Source organism: Bradyrhizobium pachyrhizi (assembly GCF_001189245.1).
Lineage (GTDB): Bacteria > Pseudomonadota > Alphaproteobacteria > Rhizobiales > Xanthobacteraceae > Bradyrhizobium > Bradyrhizobium pachyrhizi.
In genome coordinates, this window is sequence record NZ_LFIQ01000117.1 from 28,581 (window position 1) to 43,987 (window position 15,407).

Below are 15,407 nucleotides of genomic sequence, written 5' to 3' on the forward strand. Positions count from 1 at the left end.
CTGGAAGAGCCGCGGACTCTAATCGACAGCCCGCGCCTCAATGCGGCCGCGACATCATCGCCACGACGGCGGAGCGGGTCTCGACGCCGAGCTTTTCGAAGATATGGATCAGATGCGTCTTCACCGTCGCGAGCCCGATATTCAGGCACTCGCCGATCTCGCGGTTGGTTCGGCCGCAACACAACAGCTCGACGACCTCCATCTCGCGCGAGGTCAGGCCAAAGCGCGCCGGCTCGTCGGCATTCGACGACAGGCGGCTGGTGAGGTTGAACTCGAGATAGTCGTGGATCTTCTCCGCAATGTGCATGCTGCCGTCGGGGATCGCCCAGCCCGGCGCCCACAGCACGCTCATCCCGGCGACGATGCGGTCGTTGCGGCGGAAGTAGAACTCGATCATGTCGGCGACGCCGCATTGGCCGGCGAAGGCGCGGTAGGTCGCCGCCTCCCGGGTCGCGCATTGGTCGAGCGCTGTGCTCAGCCGCGCAATCGGCCGGTTGCTCGCGGAGCGCGGATGCAACGGATCGAGTCGGTTCATGCCGGCAAGATACTGGTCGTGGAAACTCGGCGGCACGTTGCTAGAGAGCACGAAGCGGTTGAGGGTCAAATTGCCGTCGACCTCGTAGAACGCGGTCGCCGACCCCTCGAGAATGCCGCGCGCGAACTGAACGGCCTGCGTGGTTGCCGGATCCGGTCGGCCCAGAAGCGCGATCATGACCTACCTCCCGATGTTTCCCGATGGCGAACGTCTGCGCGTCGCGTAGCCGTCACGCTGGGGCACGCGCAAGCCATAGTCAAGCAAATTGCGGGCCAAACGCACGAAGCGCACATCCGGGGAAACGGTTACGCCGAAGTAACCCAACGGCCCCCTCCACCATCCGGTTGATTGCGAGCGACGCGAGCCATGCGGAACTTTCGCACATCATCCGATGTCATTGCTGGATCAAAAATGAATTCGCGTCGCATCATGGCCGCCTTCCCGTCGGCGGCCGACGAACAGGTCACGCTCGCCAACTGGCGCCAACATCCCTTCAACGAGTGGGCATTCCGCAATGTCCGCGAATTGCTGCCCACCGCAAACATCGCGCGCGCCGCAGCGCCGGCGCCGCTGTCCTTTGCGCCGCGCTATCTCGACGACGTCAGTTTCGCCAACCCGCGCAGCGAGACAGTCGGCGTCGGCGAGGCGCTGCGCGCCAGCCACACCGACGGCATCGTGGTGTCGCATCGGGGACAAGTCGCGTTCGAATGGTATGCCCATGGCCTCACGCCCGATACCCCGCACCTGATCTTCTCCGTCAGCAAGTCGGTCGCCGGAACGCTCGGCGGCATCCTTGCCGATCACGGCAAGCTCGAGCCCGACGCGCCGGTGACGCGCTACATCCCAGAGATGGAAGGATCGGTCTATGGCGGCAGCTGCACGGTGCGGCATCTGCTCGACATGAGCGTCGGCATCCGCTTCGACGAGGATTATATGGCGCGCGACGGCGACGTCATGAACTACCGGCGCTCAACCGGCTGGGAGCTGCCCGATCCGGCGATTCCGCCGAGCAATCTGCGCGACTATCTGCGCACGCTGCGGCCGAACGGCGCACCGCATGGAGAGACCTTCCACTACGTTTCGACCAACACCGATGTGCTCGGCTGGGTCTATGAGCGCGCCTGCGGCCTGTCCTACGCAAAGATCCTCTCGCACTATCTGTGGCAGCCGATGGGCGCCGAGCACGACGCCTACATCACCGTCGATTCACGCGGCGCAGGCCGCGTCGCCGGCGGCATCTGCGCGACACTGCGCGATCTCGCCCGCTTCGGCGAGATGATGCGCAATCACGGCATCAGCAACGGACGACAGGTCGTCCCCGGCTGGTGGATCGACGACATCAGGCAGAACGGCAATGCCGAGGCCTGGTCGCGCGGCGACCTGACGAAAGTGTTTCCAAACGGCAATTACCGCAACAAGTGGTACACGCTCGATCGACGCGAAACGCCGTTTGCCGCGGTCGGCATCCATGGCCAGTGGATCTACATCGATCCGACCAACGAGACCGTGATCGCGCGCGTCTCCTCGCAGCCGCTGCCGATGGATCTGGATCTCGATCACATGTGGATGCGCGGCTATCGCGCGATCGCGGCCAGGCTTGCCGGCAAGGCCTGACCGGTTGCGACAGGGGGACATCATGGGACCATCGATCAACCGCCGCCGTCTGTTGCAGATCGGCGCGGGAGCAAGCCTCGGCATCGCGATGCCGCGCGTCGCACGCGCCAGCACAAAGACGATCACGGCCGTCATGCACGCGCCGCTGCGCGCCACAGACCCGATCATGACGACGGCGTGGACCGCGCGCAACCACGGCTACATGATCTACGACACGCTGTTCTCGACCAATTCGAAATTCGAGATCAAGCCGCAGATGGTCGAGGCCTGGGAGGTCTCCTCCGACGGCCTGACCTACACCTTCCGCCTGCGGCCCGGCCTCAAATTCCATGACGGCAGCGCGGTGACATCGGCCGACGTGATCCCCTCGCTGCAGCGCTGGGCGAGGCGCGACACGATGGGCCAGAAACTGTTCGAATTCGTCGCCGAGCTGAAGGCGATCGACGAGCGCACCTTCCGCATGGTGCTGAAGGAGCCGTGCGGCTTCGTGCTGGCGGCGCTCGGCAAGCCGACCGCCAACGTGCCCTTCATCGTGCCGGCGCGGATCGCCGCGACGCCCGCCGACCAGGCCATATCAGATCACCTCGGCTCCGGACCATTCCGCTTCGTGACGGCGGAATTCCAGCCCGGCGTCAAGGCCGCTTATCAGAAGAACCCGGACTACGTTTCCCGCGACGAGCCGTCCGACGGCACCGGCGGCGGCAAGGTGGTCAGGATCGGCCGCTACGAATGGATCAGCGTGCCGGATTTCCAGATCGCGACCAACGCGCTGATGAACGACGAGATCGACTATTTCGAGGTGCCGCCGCACGACCACCATCCGATGCTCGCGCGCGCCTCCAATGTCGAGCTGACCGATTACAACACGTTGGGCTTCTCCGGCATGTGCCGGATGAATTGGCTGGTGCCGCCGTTCGACCGGCCGGAGATCCGCCAGGCCGTGCTGCACGCGGTGAACCAGAAGGACTGGCTCGACACCCAGATCGGCAATCCCGATTACTACAAGATCACGCCGGCGATCTTCGTCGCCGGAACGCCGTTCGAAAGCGCGGTCGGATGGTCGACCAAGGCGGACACCGCGAAAGCCAGGGAGCTGCTCAAGCAGGGCGGCTACAAGGGCGAGCCGATCACGATCCTGCACGCGACCGACGCCCCGATCATCACCGCGCTCGGCACGGTCACCGCGGAGGCGCTGCGTTCGATCGGCATGAACGTCAACCTGCTCGCGATGGATTGGGGTTCGGTGGTGGCGCGGCGCGCCAAGCAGTCGATGCCGGCCGAGGGCGGCTGGTCGCTCTACCATTCGACCTGGGCCAGCGCCGACCTCGTCAATCCGATCGGCAACGCCTGCGTCAACGGCAAGGGCAAGAACGGCGGCTTCTTCGGCTGGGTCGAGGACACCGAGCTCGAGCGGCTGCGCGACAGCTTTGCCCGCACCGCGGCGCCGTCGGACCAGAAGGCGCTAGCCGACAAGATCCAGGCACGCGCCTACGAGGTGGTCACCCACGTTCCGACCGGGCAGTACAATCAACCGGCCGCGACGCGCAAGGCGCTGAAGGACATCGTCCGCGCACCGGTGCCGCTGTTCTGGAATGTCGACAAGACAGGCTAGCGGTGCCTATTCGATCGGCGGCCGCCGCGTATGCCAGTCCGTCACCGACTGGAACGCGGCGCCGGCGCGGACCAGCACGTCCTCGGAAAGATGCGGGCCGACCAATTGCATGCTGAGCGGCATCTGGTCCGAGGCCATGCCCATCGGCAGCGTGATGGTCGGGCTGCCCGAGAAATCGAACACCGCCGTGAAGCGCAGAATGCTCAGGAGGACGTTGGGGTCGGCGCCGTATTCGCTCATCTTGGTGAGCGTCGGGATCGGCACCGGCATCGTCGGGATCAGAAGCAGGTCGATATCTTCGAACATCGCGGCGAGGCTGCCGCTGAACTTCAGCCGTTCATGATGGATGGCCGCAATATCGACGCCGCTCGTCGCCCTGCCCTGCTCGATCAGCTGCGCGAGGTCGGGTCCGTATTCCGACTTCCGTGACGGGTAGGTGTCCAGATGCGCCTCAGCCGTCTCGACCGAGCACATCGCAATCCACTGGCTGACCAACTTCTGGTAGGGCGGGAAATGCACCTCGCGGATGTCGGCGCCGAGATCGGCGAGCGTGCGCTCGGCTTGCACCAGCGCGGCGACGACCTGCCGATCGATGCCCTCCTGGGTGTACCTGCGGTCAACACCGATCCTGAGGCCCCTGATGCCGTCGCCCGCTCCAGCCAGATAGTTCGGCACCGGAGCCCGCAAGGCGGTCGGGTCGTTGATATCAGCGCCCGCGATGACGCCGAGCATCGCCGCGGCATCCGCAGCGCTCCGACACATCGGCCCGACGTGATCGAGCGAGTCCGCCAGCGGGAAGACGCCGTGCCGGCTAACCCGCCCCCAGGTCGGCTTGATCCCGGTCAACCCGCAGGTCGCCGACGGAAAGCGGATCGAGCCGCCGGTGTCGCTGCCGATCGAGCCGTAGCAGAGCCCCGCCGAGGTCGCGACGCCCGATCCGGTCGACGAGGAGCCAACCCAGTAGTTCACATTCCACGGGTTGAGCGGGGCCTGAACGGCCGGATGGTGGCTGGTATAGGCTCCCTCCGTCATCTTCAGCTTGCCGAGCGTCACCGCGCCGGCGACTTCGAGCCGATCCAAGATCGTGGCATTGAAGGACGGTACGAATTTGGCGTGGATCGTGGTGCCGCCCGCGGTCGGTGCAAACGAGGTGTAGCAGAGGTCCTTCAGCCCGATCGGAACTCCATGCAGCGGGCCCCGCCAGACGCCCTTGGCGATCTCCGCATCGTACTGCTTGGCCTGGGCCATCGCTCGCTCCGCAAGGACCAGCGCATAGCCGTGAAACTGTCCGTCCAGCTTCGCAATCCGGCCCAGCATGGCCTCGGTGATCTCCGAGGGCTTCACCTCCTTGCGGCGAATGAGCTCCGAGATCTCGGTGATGGATTTGTAGTGCAATGAATCCGCTGACATCTGACGCCCTGCTGTTGTCGGAATATGCCTGTCCGGACCGCCGCCGCGGGCGGCGATCTCGCGACGTTGCTGACGGCGCGCCCCGCCTAGAACTGGACGCCGCGCGTCAACGCGCCGTCCACCACGAGGTTGGTCCCCGTGATGAAGCTCGCCGCCTTGCTGGCCAGGAACACGGCAGCGTTCGCCATCTCTTGCGGCGTGCCCATGCGGCCGGTCGGGTTGAGCGCCAGTGCGGTCTTGTACAGTTCGGGATTGCCGTCCTTGATCATGTTCCAGACGCCGCCCTCGAAATAGGTGTTGCCCGGCGACACCGAATTGGCCCGGATGCCCTTGGCCGCGAGCTGGTAGGCGAGGCCCTGCGTGTAGTGGATGATCGCCGCCTTGAACGTCCCGTAGGGACCGCTGGCAAAGTCGACCTCGCGTCCCGACACGCTCGAGATGGTGACGATCGCGGCGGCGCCGCTCTTCTCCAGATATGGCATCGCCGCGTTGACGAGGCGCACCGTCCCCATCATGTCGGTGGAGAATTCCTTCTCCCAGCTCTCCTCGTCCTGCCCGATCGACAGTGCGCTGACATTGGCGACTACGACATCGATGCCGCCGAGCTTGGACGCCATGTCGGCGACCCAGGCCTTCAGGGCCGGCCCGTTCGAGACGTCGACGGCACTACCGAACGCCGCAACGCCCTTGGCCTTGAGCGCTGTCACCGCAGCGTCGACGTCGCCCTGGTTGCGCGCACAGATGCCGACATTGGCGCCCTCGGCGGCGAACGTGTCGGCGATCGCCCTGCCGATGCCCTTGGTGCTGCCGGTAACGAGAACCTTTGCTCCCCTGAGTCCGAGATCCATGTCCATTCCCTCCATCAATTATGCAACGCACTGATCTTCACCGCATCGCGCGGTCGATCACAGTAACAGCTGTGCGCGAACGTTGTCCGCGTTGACCTCCTCACCGGCCAGCGATCGCGTGATCTTGCCCTTCTCCATGATGTAGCAGCGCTGCGCGATCTCCAGGATGGTGTCGAGGTTCTGCTCGACGAACACGATCGTGGTCCCGAGCTCCGCCCGGAACGATTTCAGCGCCTCGCAAATATGCTGCACGATCGACGGCTGGATGCCCTCGGACGGCTCGTCGAGGATCATCAGCGCCGGATTGCCGATCAGCGCGCGGCCGATCGCAAGCTGCTGCTGTTCGCCGCCGGACATGGTGCCCGCGATCTGGCGCCGGCGCTCCTTCAGGCGCGGAAAATACTCGTAGACCAACTCGGGCAGCTTCTTGCCTTCGGGCCCGCCGATCAACTCGCCGACCTGCAAATTCTCCTCGACGCTCATTTGCGGAAAGACGTCGCGGCCCTGCGGGATGTAACCGAAGCCGGCGCGCGCTCGCGCATCGGCCTCGAGCTGCGTGACATCCTGATCCATGAAGCTGATGGTGCCGCGCCAGGTCTGCAGCAGTCCGATCAGGCACCGCATCAGGGTCGACTTGCCGACGCCGTTGCGGCCGATCACGCCGACAATCTCGCCGCGCGAGACCGACATGCTGACGCCCTGCAGGATCGGCGTCGCGCCGTAACCCGCCCAAAGCCCCGACACCTCCAGAATGCGATCAGTGGGCATGGGTCTTACCCAGATAGATTTCCGCGACCTTCTCGTCTTCCAAAATCGCCTCCAAGCTGCCGCGCGCGAAGATCTTGCCAAGATGCAGAACGGTAACGCGCTGGGCGACCTGACGCACGAACGCCATGTCGTGCTCGACGACCAGGACGGTCATGCCCTCGGCATTGAACGACTTGATCAGCTCGCCGGTCTTGAAAGTCTCTTCCGGCGACATGCCGGCGGTCGGTTCGTCCAGCAGCAGCAGCTGCGGCTGCAGCGCCAGCGCCATCCCGATCTCCAGCCATTGCTGCTGGCCGTGCGACAGCGCGCCGGCGAGCTTGCCGCTATCGTCAGCCAGATTGAGCAACGCGAGCAGCCGCTCCTCTTCAGCACGGCATTCCGCGCCCAAAATGCGTTCCTGCAGCGCGATCTGGATGTTCTGCCGCACCGGCAGCTCCTTGAACACGCTCGGCGCCTGCATCTTGATGCTCATGCCGCGTTGCACCCGCGCGTAGGGCCGCTCGGCGGTGATATCGATCGAGTCGAAGAAGATGCTGCCCGTGGTCGGCGGATAGAGCCCGACGATCAATTTGAACAGCGTGCTCTTCCCGGCCCCGTTGGGCCCGATCAGGCAGTGCACCTCGCCGGCATTGACCGTCAGGTCGACGTCGGAGACGGCGGTCAATCCACCGAAACGCTTGGAGACACCTTTCACATCGACCAGCGCCATAATTCAGGTCTCATCCGATTGCAGGCGGGCGGTATCGGCCAGCGCGGGGGCTTCGTTGCGGCGCCGACGCTTGGTCCACCAATCGACGACCAGCTTGCCGATGCCGAGCACGAAGCCCTGCGGCGCCAGCATCACGGTGGCGAGCAGCAGCACGCCCATCAGCACCAGCGCCGCCTGCTGGCTGTAGACCGTGATGGTCTGAAAGCCGAACAGCAGCAGGAACGATCCGACCAAGGTCGCAGTCAGATCGTTGCGTCCGGAGAACGCAACCCACACGATCGGCATCGCCGCCGCCGGCAGGCCGATACTGGATGGCGTGATGAACTGCCCCCACGACGTGTACAACGCGCCGCTCAACCCTGCGAGGCCGCTGCCGATCACGAAGGTCAAAAGCTGATACTTGCGGACGTCATAGCCGAGCATCTCGGCGCGCTGCGGATTTTCCCGCGTCGCCACGATCACGTTGCCGATGCTCGAGTTCACCAGCATACGCAGCGCGATGTAGACGATGACGATCAGTGCGATCATGACGTAATAGAGCGCCGAGCCCTCGATGTCGAAGTTGCCGACCGTGAGCGGGTCCATCCCCTTCATGCCGTTGAAGCCGTTCAGCCGGGCCGGACCGATATGCCATTCGGGTCCCGCGGTCTGCCCGAGGAAGAAGGCAAGCACCAGCGTTGCCGACAGCGTTACGATGCCGAAGAAAATCCCGCTGATGCCGCCCCAGATCATGAAGTAGCCGAGGATCCCGGCCGCGATCATCGCGATGACCACGGAGAGAGCCAGCGCGGCGATCGTGGTCGTTCCCCCTCCCATATTGATGGCGAGCACGCCATAGCCGTAGCCGGCGATGCCGAAGAAGAAGGTCTGGCCGAACGACAGCATGCCGCCGTATCCCCACATCAGGCAGAGACCGAGCGCCATGAATATCCAGATCAGGAAGTAGGCGAAATTGCCGACATCATAGGAATCGGCGAACAGCGGATAGATCAGCGCGCCCGCCAACACGGCGAGGAAACAGGACCAGAAGATCTTCCCGCGTCCGAGCGTCTGCGGGCCCTCGAGCAGCTTCAACATCAGAAATTCCCGTCTAGCGCCCACGACGAACCAGCACGCTGGATAGTCCCTCGGGCAGCACACGTATGATCAGGATGACAGCAAACAGCATGCCGATCTGGCCGATGATCTGCCCGTAGCTGGCATTCAATGCCATTCGGATCATCGCCAGGAACACCGCGGCCGGCGCAGTTCCAAGCAGGACATTGGCGCCGCCGATCACCACGGTGACGAAGCTCTCGACCACAAAGGTCGCGCCCATGGTCGGGATCAGCGTCATGGTCGGCGCGTAGAGCGCGCCGCAGAGCCCCGCAAGCGCGGTGCCGATGCCGAAGCTGATGGAATAGATCCGCCCGGTGCGCGCGCCGAGCGCCTTGGCCATCGCCGCGTTCTGCATCGTGGCGCGCGCGATCACGCCAAAGCGCGTCTTCATGAAGATGATGTAGAGGCCCGCAAGGACCGCTACCGCACAGGCAAACAGCACCAGCCGGTAGGTCGAGAACGTGTAGCCCCCGATCGCGAAGCTTCCTTCCGGCGTGCCGATACCCCGCACCGCGGACCCGACGATCAGCAGCATCGACTGCGTCACGATCAGGCTGAGGCCCCAGGTCGCGAGCAGCGAGTCGAGCGGTCGCTTGTAGAAGCGCCGCACGACGAGGTACTCGACGATCATGCCGATGATCCCCGCGGTCAGCGCGGCCAGGATCTGCGCGATCGGAAGCGGCACGCCGAGATTCACGAGCCCCACGGTGACGTAGGCGCCGCACATGATGAACTCGCCATGCGCCATGTTGATGACGCCCATCATGCCGAACACGATGGCCAGGCCCGCCGCCGACAGGATCAGGAACGCGAAGACATCGGCGAACTGATAAAATACCGAGAAGAGTTCAGCCGACATTCCGGTCTCCCTGATCGCGGCGCCGCATCATTGCGGCGCCGGCTCGCCTCAAAGCCGCGATGCAAACACGAGCAAGATTCGTGCCCGTGCGCATCACGATTTGCTGGGAAGATGACTCGGCGTGTACTGGTCCTTGTCGTTCTTCTTGGTGAGGTCGCACCCGATCTCGCCAAGCCAGTAAGGCTGGATCGTGCCGTAGTCCTTCTCCACCGTCACCTCATGCTTGGGCCCGACCGAGATCAGGCGCATGCGGTGCGACGTATGCTGGCTCTTCGGGTCGATGCAGACCTTGCCCTCGGGAGCCTCGATGCAGGCATCACCCGTTGCGATCACCTTGCGCATGTCCTCGAGCTTGGTCGACTTGGCCTTCTCGACCAGCGCCTTGTACATGTAGAGCGCGTTGTAGGCGTTGTAGCCCATGTCGTTGATGTAAAGCTCATCGGGGAATTTTGCGTGCCAGCGCTTCTTGAAGTCGTTGGCTTCGGGGGTATCGATCTCCTCGAACCAGTTCGCGGTCGCATGCATGTTGTTGAGCGCCGGTGGCTTGAACCGCTTGTGCTCGAAGCCGAGCATGATCTTGATCGAAGAGCCCATCGGCAGGTTGAGGTTGGCCGCGGCCGCCTGCTCGAAGAACGAGTCCTGCGCCGCGCCGACATTGATCGTCAGCAGCCAGTCCGGCTTCGCCTTCTGGATGTTTTGGATCGTCTGCGCGAACTGCGACACGCCGAGCGGGATGAATTCCTCGCCCACGACCTCGCCGCCGAGGTCCTTCATGATCTTGCGGTTCCACTCCGCGGAGATCTGGCCGAAATTGTAGTCGGCTGCGATGACATAGACCTTCTTGCCGAATTTCTGGACCATCCACGGGATCAGGGTCGAGAACTGCTGCTCCGGCACCGCGCCCATGCTGATCATGCTGGCGTCGCAGACACCACCTTCATACTGGTTCGTATAGAAGTACGGCGTGGTGGTGCGATCGACGATCGGGCGCAATGCCTCGCGCGATGCAGAGGTGATGCCGCCGATCAGCACGTCGACCTTGTCGCGATTGAGCAGCCGGCGGCCGAACTCCTGATAGCGGGCATTGTCACCCTGGGGATCAAGGTGAATCAACTCGATCTGCCGGCCGAGAATGCCGCCGCTCTTGTTGATCTCCTCGACCGCCAGCTGCGAGCCGTGCAGCTTCGGCATGCCCATGAAGGCGAGGTCGCCGGAGACGTCCTCCAGCAAGCCGACCTTCAGCGGCGGCTCCGCCGCCTGGGCGGCACCTATTGCCGCCGTCCCGAGCATTGCACCAAGCAAAGCCATTCCGACTATACGCCCCGAATACATCGTGATGTCCTCTGTCGTTGAAGGATGTTTGAAGTCACGCCTTGAGGTAATTCTTCAGGATCGACGCTCCCATCGTGTATTTGGGATCGACCATGTTGCCGAGCCGCATGCGGCCGGCCTGGCTGAGCAGCATGTAGGCGTCGATTTCGTCGAAGCCGTAATCGGCACTCATCCAGCGCACGAGCTCGCGATAGGCGATACGCGCAGCGTCCTCGAGCGGGCGTGCGCTGCCGATCGTCATGATGAAGTCGCGCGTCTCGAGCCGCGGCCAGGCGAAGCTCCAGTTCTTGATCAGATCGATCTGCAGCGTCACCGTCGCGCGCTGCTCGAGCGCGACGCCCGAGAGCTCGCCGTCGCCCTGCGTGGCGTGGCAGTCGCCGACATAGAGCAGCCCGCCTTCGGCATGCACCGGCAGATAGATAATCGCGCCCGGTGCGACGTCGGGCAAGTCCATGTTGCCGCCGTGATAATCGGGCTGCAGCGAGGAGATCGCCTCGATCTCCGGCGAGACGCCGATCGTGCCGATGAACGGTTCATAGGGCAGCGTGATCTTGTCGTTCCAGCGCACGCCGTTGCGGTCGACATGCAGCTTCCTGACGCGTTCCGGCAGCGGCGGATTGAGCAGCGCCGTGGATGCGGTCCCGACCAGGCCGCCGAATTCCGGAATGATGCAGGTCGTTCCGGCCGGCTGCGCGCCGCGGGTCTCGACGTCGCGGATATAGACGGCGAGGCAATCGCCCTTCCTGGCGCCCTTGACCGCGATCGGCCCGCATTGCGGATTCAGGTAGGGGAAGTTCAGTTTTGCCGTGGGACTGTCGCTTTCGCTGGTGAGCACGCCGCCGAAGGCGTCTTCGGTCTCGACAACGACCACCCCGCCCGGATCGATCGACAGGGTCGGCTTGGCATAGGGCCCATAGACGTAATGGAAGCCGCCCTGCTGCTCGATCGTCAGGCTATGGGTTGTACCGGTCGCGCCCTTGGCAAGGGCGCGCTTGGCCATGATGGAACTCTTCAACCAATCTTCGGTCATGCGGTCGGCTCCTCAATTCAGATCGCGGGATGGCGCTTGTGCCAGTCGGTGACGCGCTGGAAGGCATCGCCTGCGCGAACGAGGCTTGCTTCGTCGAAGTGACGGCCGACGAACTGGAAGGCGACAGGCCCGCCGTTCGGCGCGAAGCCGCCGGGAAGCGTCACGGTCGGGCTGCCGGTCATGTCGAACGGACAGGTGAAGCGCAGCAGCCCGGTAATCAGCGACGGGTCCTCACCCAGCGCCGCCATCTTGGCCAATGTCGGCGCAGCGAACGCCTGGGCCGGGAGGGCGATCAGATCGACCGTCTCGAACAACAGCCGCACCGCGCCGCGGAATGCTTCGCGCCGCAGCACGATCTTCTGATAGTTCATGCCGGATTGCGCCCGGCCGAGATCGAGCAGGCCGGCGAGCGCCGGACCATATTCGTCCTTGCGTGCGGGATAGGTCTCTTCGTGCGCGACCGCCACTTCGATGCCGCACAGCGGGAACCAATCCTCGATCACGGCCTTCGGATCAGGGAAGGTGATGTCCTTGATCTTCGCACCCAGATCGGCGGCAACGCGCAGCCCTTCGCTGAGCACCTTGCCGGCAGCCTCGTCGGTTCCCTCGCTGGTCCAGCGTCGATCGACCCCGATCGTCACGCCGCGCAGATCGCCGGACAGGCCGGCGAGATAGTTCGGCACGGGCAGCGGCACGGAGGTGGTGTCCTTGGGATCCTGGCCCGCAATCACGGTGAGGATCGCGCCGCAATCGGCCGCGCTGCGCGCCATCGGCCCGATGTGATCGAGCGTTGCCGCGAGTTCGAACGCGCCATAACGGCTCACCCGTCCCCAGGTCGGCTTCAGCCCGGTGATGCCGTTGGCGGCCGATGGAAAACGGATCGAGCCGCCCGTATCAGTGCCAAGCGAACCGAAGCAAAGCCCCGCGGCGGTGGCGACACCGGAACCGCTCGACGATGCGCCCGACCACAAATCCGCATTCCACGGATTCTTCGGCGGATCGATCTTCGGATGATGGTCGGCATAGGCGCCCTCGGTCTGCTGCAGCTTGCCGAGGATGACAGCGCCGGCATCCTTCAACCGCGCGACGACCGTGGCATCGTCGCTCGGCCGGAAGTCCCGGTGAATGGTCATGCCGTGCGCGGCCGGCGCGCCCTTGGCCCAGCACAAATCCTTGACGGCGATCGGCACGCCGTGGAGCGGTCCCTTGATCCTGCCGGACGCGATGTCCTTCTCGGCTGCAGCCGCTTCGGCCAGCGCCGCCTCGCCCATCACATAGGCGTAGCTCTTGAGCTTGCCGTCGAGCTGCTCGATCCGCCCGAGCATCGCCTTGGTCACCTCGACCGGCGAGAGCTTTTTGGCCTGGATTTGCTGCCCGATCTCAATGAGCCCGAGATAGTGAAGATCCGTCGTCGGCATCGTTTCTCATCCCCGCACTTGACATGACGCAAGCGCAGGCACTGCCCATCACCGCGCATGCGCCTCCGGCTTGGCGGCACGGACGTGTCGCCAATTTGTTTAGCGGCAAAAGCAAAAAGCCACCCGCCCCTCCGAAACGAAGGTGACGAATGGCCCAAATGCCGCGGCTATGAACTATCGCATGGGTCCGGAGTCGAACGGAGCACTCTGCGCGGCGATCGGGACGTCATCGGCCAAATCGACGCACGCAAGGTTCGACAGGAAACCCTGTAGGAGAAAATTCTAAGGAGGTGTGCAGCGCGTTGTCAACGAGGCTGGCTGCACAAATTTCGCGAGGTGCATGCGCAGCAAATCGGCATGACCTCTTGCACCGACCTCTGCGAAGATGATTTCCTTGATGCGTTGCGCCGCCGAAAGTACTCAATGACCAAGCCCTCCATTCCAATTGGCATCATCTGCTCGCAGCACGGGCCCTATCAGGCCATGGGACGCGAGATCCTGAAGAGCGCCATGATGGCGGTCGACGAAATCAACAATCAGGACGAATTCGACTTCGCGATATCTGCGCATGTCCGCGATCCCCGCGGAATCATTTCGGAGTACCACACGGTCTGCGACGACCTCATTCGCAACGTCGGCGTTGAGCACATCATCGGCTGCTACACCTCAGCCTCGCGCAAGCAGGTGCTGCCGATCGTCGAGCGTACCGACCGCCTGCTCTGGTATCCGGCGCGCTACGAGGGGTTCGAATGCTCCGACAACGTCATCTATGTCGGCGCCTCACCCAATCACAACGTGCTGCCACTGGTGCGTTACGTGCTCGATAATCTGTCGCGCGAGATCTTCTGTGTCGGCTCCAACTACGTCTGGACCTGGGAAACCAATCGCGTCACCCGCGAGCTGGTGACGGCGGCCAAAGGACGCATTCTCGCCGAACGCCTGCTCGAACTCGGTGAGAGCGCGGTCACGCACATCGTGGACGAGATCGTGCGGCGCCGGCCGCCGGTCGTCTTCAACACCTTGGTCGGCAGTTCGAGTTATGACTTCATCCGCGCCTTTCATGCGGCGACTGCCGCGGCCGGCCTCGACATCCCGATGCTGAGCTGCAGCCTGTGCGAGCCCGAGCTCAAGATCGCGGGTCCCGCATCGGCCGGATGCATCACCTCGTCGGCCTATTTCGAAAGCATTCGCCTGCCCGAGAACCGGGCCTTCGTGGCGCGCTGGAAGGCGCGCTACGGCGAGCACAGCAGCCCGTCCGTCGACGGGCAATCCGCCTATGTCGCGGTCTATCTGCTGGCCCGCGCGCTGCAGCGCGCCGGCACATCCGATATCGGCGAGGTGCGGCGCGCCGCCGCCGGCCATCGCTACAATTCGCCGCAAGGTCCGGTCTGGATCGACGGCAGCAACAACCACTGCGTCCTGACGCCGCGGCTGGCCGTCTCGAACGCCGAAGGACAGTTTGACATCTTCTGGGAAGCTGAAGCGCCGGTTAGACCGGATCCTTATCTGACGCAGCTCGACATCGCCGCCAGCCCGGCAAGGGATGGAACGTTGCCGAATGCGCCGCATTTGCGGGTCGTGAAATGAGCAAACCGTCGTCATTTTCGCTGCGCGGGCGCAAGGCGCTCGTCGCCATCAAGGATGAGCGCGATGCCTCGATCGTCAGGCGCCAGTTCGAGCGCCTCGGAATCGAGATCGTCACATGGGAGCCCGGCGCCAATATCGACTGCCGCCCAGACGTGACGCTGATCGATGACGAGTTCCTGCCGCTCACCTCGCCGGCACAGCGGGCGTCGCTTGGACGAAGCCCGGTCATCGCCCTGCTCGGCACCGAGACGCCGAGCCGCCTGAAGCTCGTGCTCGACCTCGATCCGGCGTCATTCCTGGTGAAGCCGCTGCGCTCGGCCGGCATCTATGCCGCGCTCGTCCTGGCCTTCGAGCGAAGCGAGCGCACCAGCGAGCTGAAGCAGCAGGTGCTCAAGCTGGAGCAGCGGCTGCGATCCCGCCGCGTCGTGCTTGCCGCGGTCCTTCAGGTCATGCACACCCATGCACTGGCCGAGCCGGCTGCGTTTGCGCTGATCCGCCGCGCCGCCATGGAGCAGCGCAAGACGATCGAGGAACTCTCGGCGGAGATCACCGCAAAGGGCTCCCTGCCCCGGGCAACCGGATAGCTC

Annotated in this window: 14 protein-coding genes; 4 read left to right on the forward strand and 10 right to left on the reverse strand. The window is 64.2% G+C overall.

Features of this window, described 5'->3' with window-relative positions; translation table 11 throughout:
• Positions 1-37: 37 nt before the first annotated feature.
• Positions 38-712: a helix-turn-helix transcriptional regulator gene (locus tag AKL29_RS32035; RefSeq protein ID WP_050386931.1), complete on the reverse strand. Its 675-nt coding sequence runs from the start codon at positions 710-712 to the stop codon at positions 38-40.
• Positions 713-946: 234 nt separating this feature from the next.
• On the opposite strand from AKL29_RS32035, the gene AKL29_RS32040 reads away from it, so the two are divergent.
• Positions 947-2,149 (forward strand): serine hydrolase domain-containing protein, encoded by a 1,203-nt coding sequence (locus AKL29_RS32040; RefSeq protein WP_050386932.1) that lies wholly within the window; start codon positions 947-949, stop codon positions 2,147-2,149.
• 22 nt (positions 2,150-2,171) lie between these two features.
• The gene (locus tag AKL29_RS32045) at positions 2,172-3,761 is read left to right on the forward strand and encodes an ABC transporter substrate-binding protein (RefSeq protein WP_050386933.1); all 1,590 of its coding nucleotides are present in this window, start codon (positions 2,172-2,174) and stop codon (positions 3,759-3,761) included.
• A gap of 6 nt (positions 3,762-3,767) precedes the next feature.
• On the opposite strand, the gene AKL29_RS32050 is transcribed toward AKL29_RS32045, so the two are convergent.
• From AKL29_RS32050 to AKL29_RS32090, 9 genes are all read right to left on the reverse strand, one after another.
• Complete coding sequence (locus AKL29_RS32050) at positions 3,768-5,171, reverse strand: amidase (protein ID WP_050386934.1); 1,404 nt, start codon at positions 5,169-5,171, stop codon at positions 3,768-3,770.
• Positions 5,172-5,257: 86 nt separating this feature from the next.
• Positions 5,258-6,019, reverse strand: a complete 762-nt coding sequence (locus AKL29_RS32055) for an SDR family NAD(P)-dependent oxidoreductase (protein ID WP_050387160.1) — start codon at positions 6,017-6,019, stop codon at positions 5,258-5,260.
• A gap of 57 nt (positions 6,020-6,076) precedes the next feature.
• Positions 6,077-6,787: an ABC transporter ATP-binding protein gene (locus AKL29_RS32060; RefSeq protein ID WP_050386935.1), complete on the reverse strand. Its 711-nt coding sequence runs from the start codon at positions 6,785-6,787 to the stop codon at positions 6,077-6,079.
• Positions 6,777-7,496 carry an ATP-binding cassette domain-containing protein gene (locus AKL29_RS32065; RefSeq protein WP_028331408.1) on the reverse strand — a complete coding sequence of 240 codons (720 nt, stop codon included), beginning with the start codon at positions 7,494-7,496 and terminating at the stop codon, positions 6,777-6,779. Before AKL29_RS32065 ends, AKL29_RS32060 begins: the two co-directional genes overlap by 11 nt.
• 3 nt (positions 7,497-7,499) lie before the next feature.
• A complete protein-coding gene (locus tag AKL29_RS32070) occupies positions 7,500-8,573 on the reverse strand; it encodes a branched-chain amino acid ABC transporter permease (RefSeq protein ID WP_050386936.1) in 1,074 nt (357 codons plus the stop codon).
• A 13-nt stretch (positions 8,574-8,586) separates the two neighbouring features.
• Complete coding sequence (locus AKL29_RS32075) at positions 8,587-9,453, reverse strand: ABC transporter permease subunit (protein ID WP_016845722.1); 867 nt, start codon at positions 9,451-9,453, stop codon at positions 8,587-8,589.
• A gap of 93 nt (positions 9,454-9,546) precedes the next feature.
• On the reverse strand, positions 9,547-10,761 hold the full coding sequence (locus AKL29_RS32080) for an urea ABC transporter substrate-binding protein (RefSeq protein WP_141339913.1): 1,215 nt from the start codon (positions 10,759-10,761) through the stop codon (positions 9,547-9,549).
• 58 nt (positions 10,762-10,819) lie between these two features.
• Complete coding sequence (locus AKL29_RS32085; protein WP_050386937.1) at positions 10,820-11,815, reverse strand: acetamidase/formamidase family protein; 996 nt, start codon at positions 11,813-11,815, stop codon at positions 10,820-10,822.
• Positions 11,816-11,832: 17 nt separating this feature from the next.
• Positions 11,833-13,233: an amidase gene (locus tag AKL29_RS32090; RefSeq protein ID WP_050386938.1), complete on the reverse strand. Its 1,401-nt coding sequence runs from the start codon at positions 13,231-13,233 to the stop codon at positions 11,833-11,835.
• Positions 13,234-13,656: 423 nt separating this feature from the next.
• On the opposite strand from AKL29_RS32090, the gene AKL29_RS32095 reads away from it, so the two are divergent.
• On the forward strand, positions 13,657-14,820 hold the full coding sequence (locus tag AKL29_RS32095) for a transporter substrate-binding domain-containing protein (protein ID WP_050386939.1): 1,164 nt from the start codon (positions 13,657-13,659) through the stop codon (positions 14,818-14,820).
• Complete coding sequence (locus AKL29_RS32100) at positions 14,817-15,404, forward strand: ANTAR domain-containing response regulator (RefSeq protein ID WP_028331414.1); 588 nt, start codon at positions 14,817-14,819, stop codon at positions 15,402-15,404. Before AKL29_RS32095 ends, AKL29_RS32100 begins: the two co-directional genes overlap by 4 nt.
• The last annotated feature ends 3 nt before the right edge of the window (positions 15,405-15,407 follow it).

Bases quoted from the DNA above. Each gene is read 5' to 3' on its own strand.
- AKL29_RS32045 (WP_050386933.1), top strand. From the start codon at position 2,172: ATGGGACCATCGATCAACCGCCGCCGTCTGTTGCAGATCGGCGCGGGA.
- AKL29_RS32050 (WP_050386934.1), bottom strand. From the start codon at position 5,171: ATGTCAGCGGATTCATTGCACTACAAATCCATCACCGAGATCTCGGAG.
- AKL29_RS32085 (WP_050386937.1), bottom strand. From the start codon at position 11,815: ATGACCGAAGATTGGTTGAAGAGTTCCATCATGGCCAAGCGCGCCCTT.
- AKL29_RS32090 (WP_050386938.1), bottom strand. From the start codon at position 13,233: ATGCCGACGACGGATCTTCACTATCTCGGGCTCATTGAGATCGGGCAG.
- AKL29_RS32075 (WP_016845722.1), bottom strand. From the start codon at position 9,453: ATGTCGGCTGAACTCTTCTCGGTATTTTATCAGTTCGCCGATGTCTTC.
- AKL29_RS32070 (WP_050386936.1), bottom strand. From the start codon at position 8,573: ATGTTGAAGCTGCTCGAGGGCCCGCAGACGCTCGGACGCGGGAAGATC.
- AKL29_RS32040 (WP_050386932.1), top strand. From the start codon at position 947: ATGAATTCGCGTCGCATCATGGCCGCCTTCCCGTCGGCGGCCGACGAA.
- AKL29_RS32100 (WP_028331414.1), top strand. From the start codon at position 14,817: ATGAGCAAACCGTCGTCATTTTCGCTGCGCGGGCGCAAGGCGCTCGTC.
- AKL29_RS32095 (WP_050386939.1), top strand. From the start codon at position 13,657: ATGACCAAGCCCTCCATTCCAATTGGCATCATCTGCTCGCAGCACGGG.
- AKL29_RS32035 (WP_050386931.1), bottom strand. From the start codon at position 712: ATGATCGCGCTTCTGGGCCGACCGGATCCGGCAACCACGCAGGCCGTT.
- AKL29_RS32065 (WP_028331408.1), bottom strand. From the start codon at position 7,496: ATGGCGCTGGTCGATGTGAAAGGTGTCTCCAAGCGTTTCGGTGGATTG.
- AKL29_RS32055 (WP_050387160.1), bottom strand. From the start codon at position 6,019: ATGGATCTCGGACTCAGGGGAGCAAAGGTTCTCGTTACCGGCAGCACC.
- AKL29_RS32080 (WP_141339913.1), bottom strand. From the start codon at position 10,761: ATGGCTTTGCTTGGTGCAATGCTCGGGACGGCGGCAATAGGTGCCGCC.
- AKL29_RS32060 (WP_050386935.1), bottom strand. From the start codon at position 6,787: ATGCCCACTGATCGCATTCTGGAGGTGTCGGGGCTTTGGGCGGGTTAC.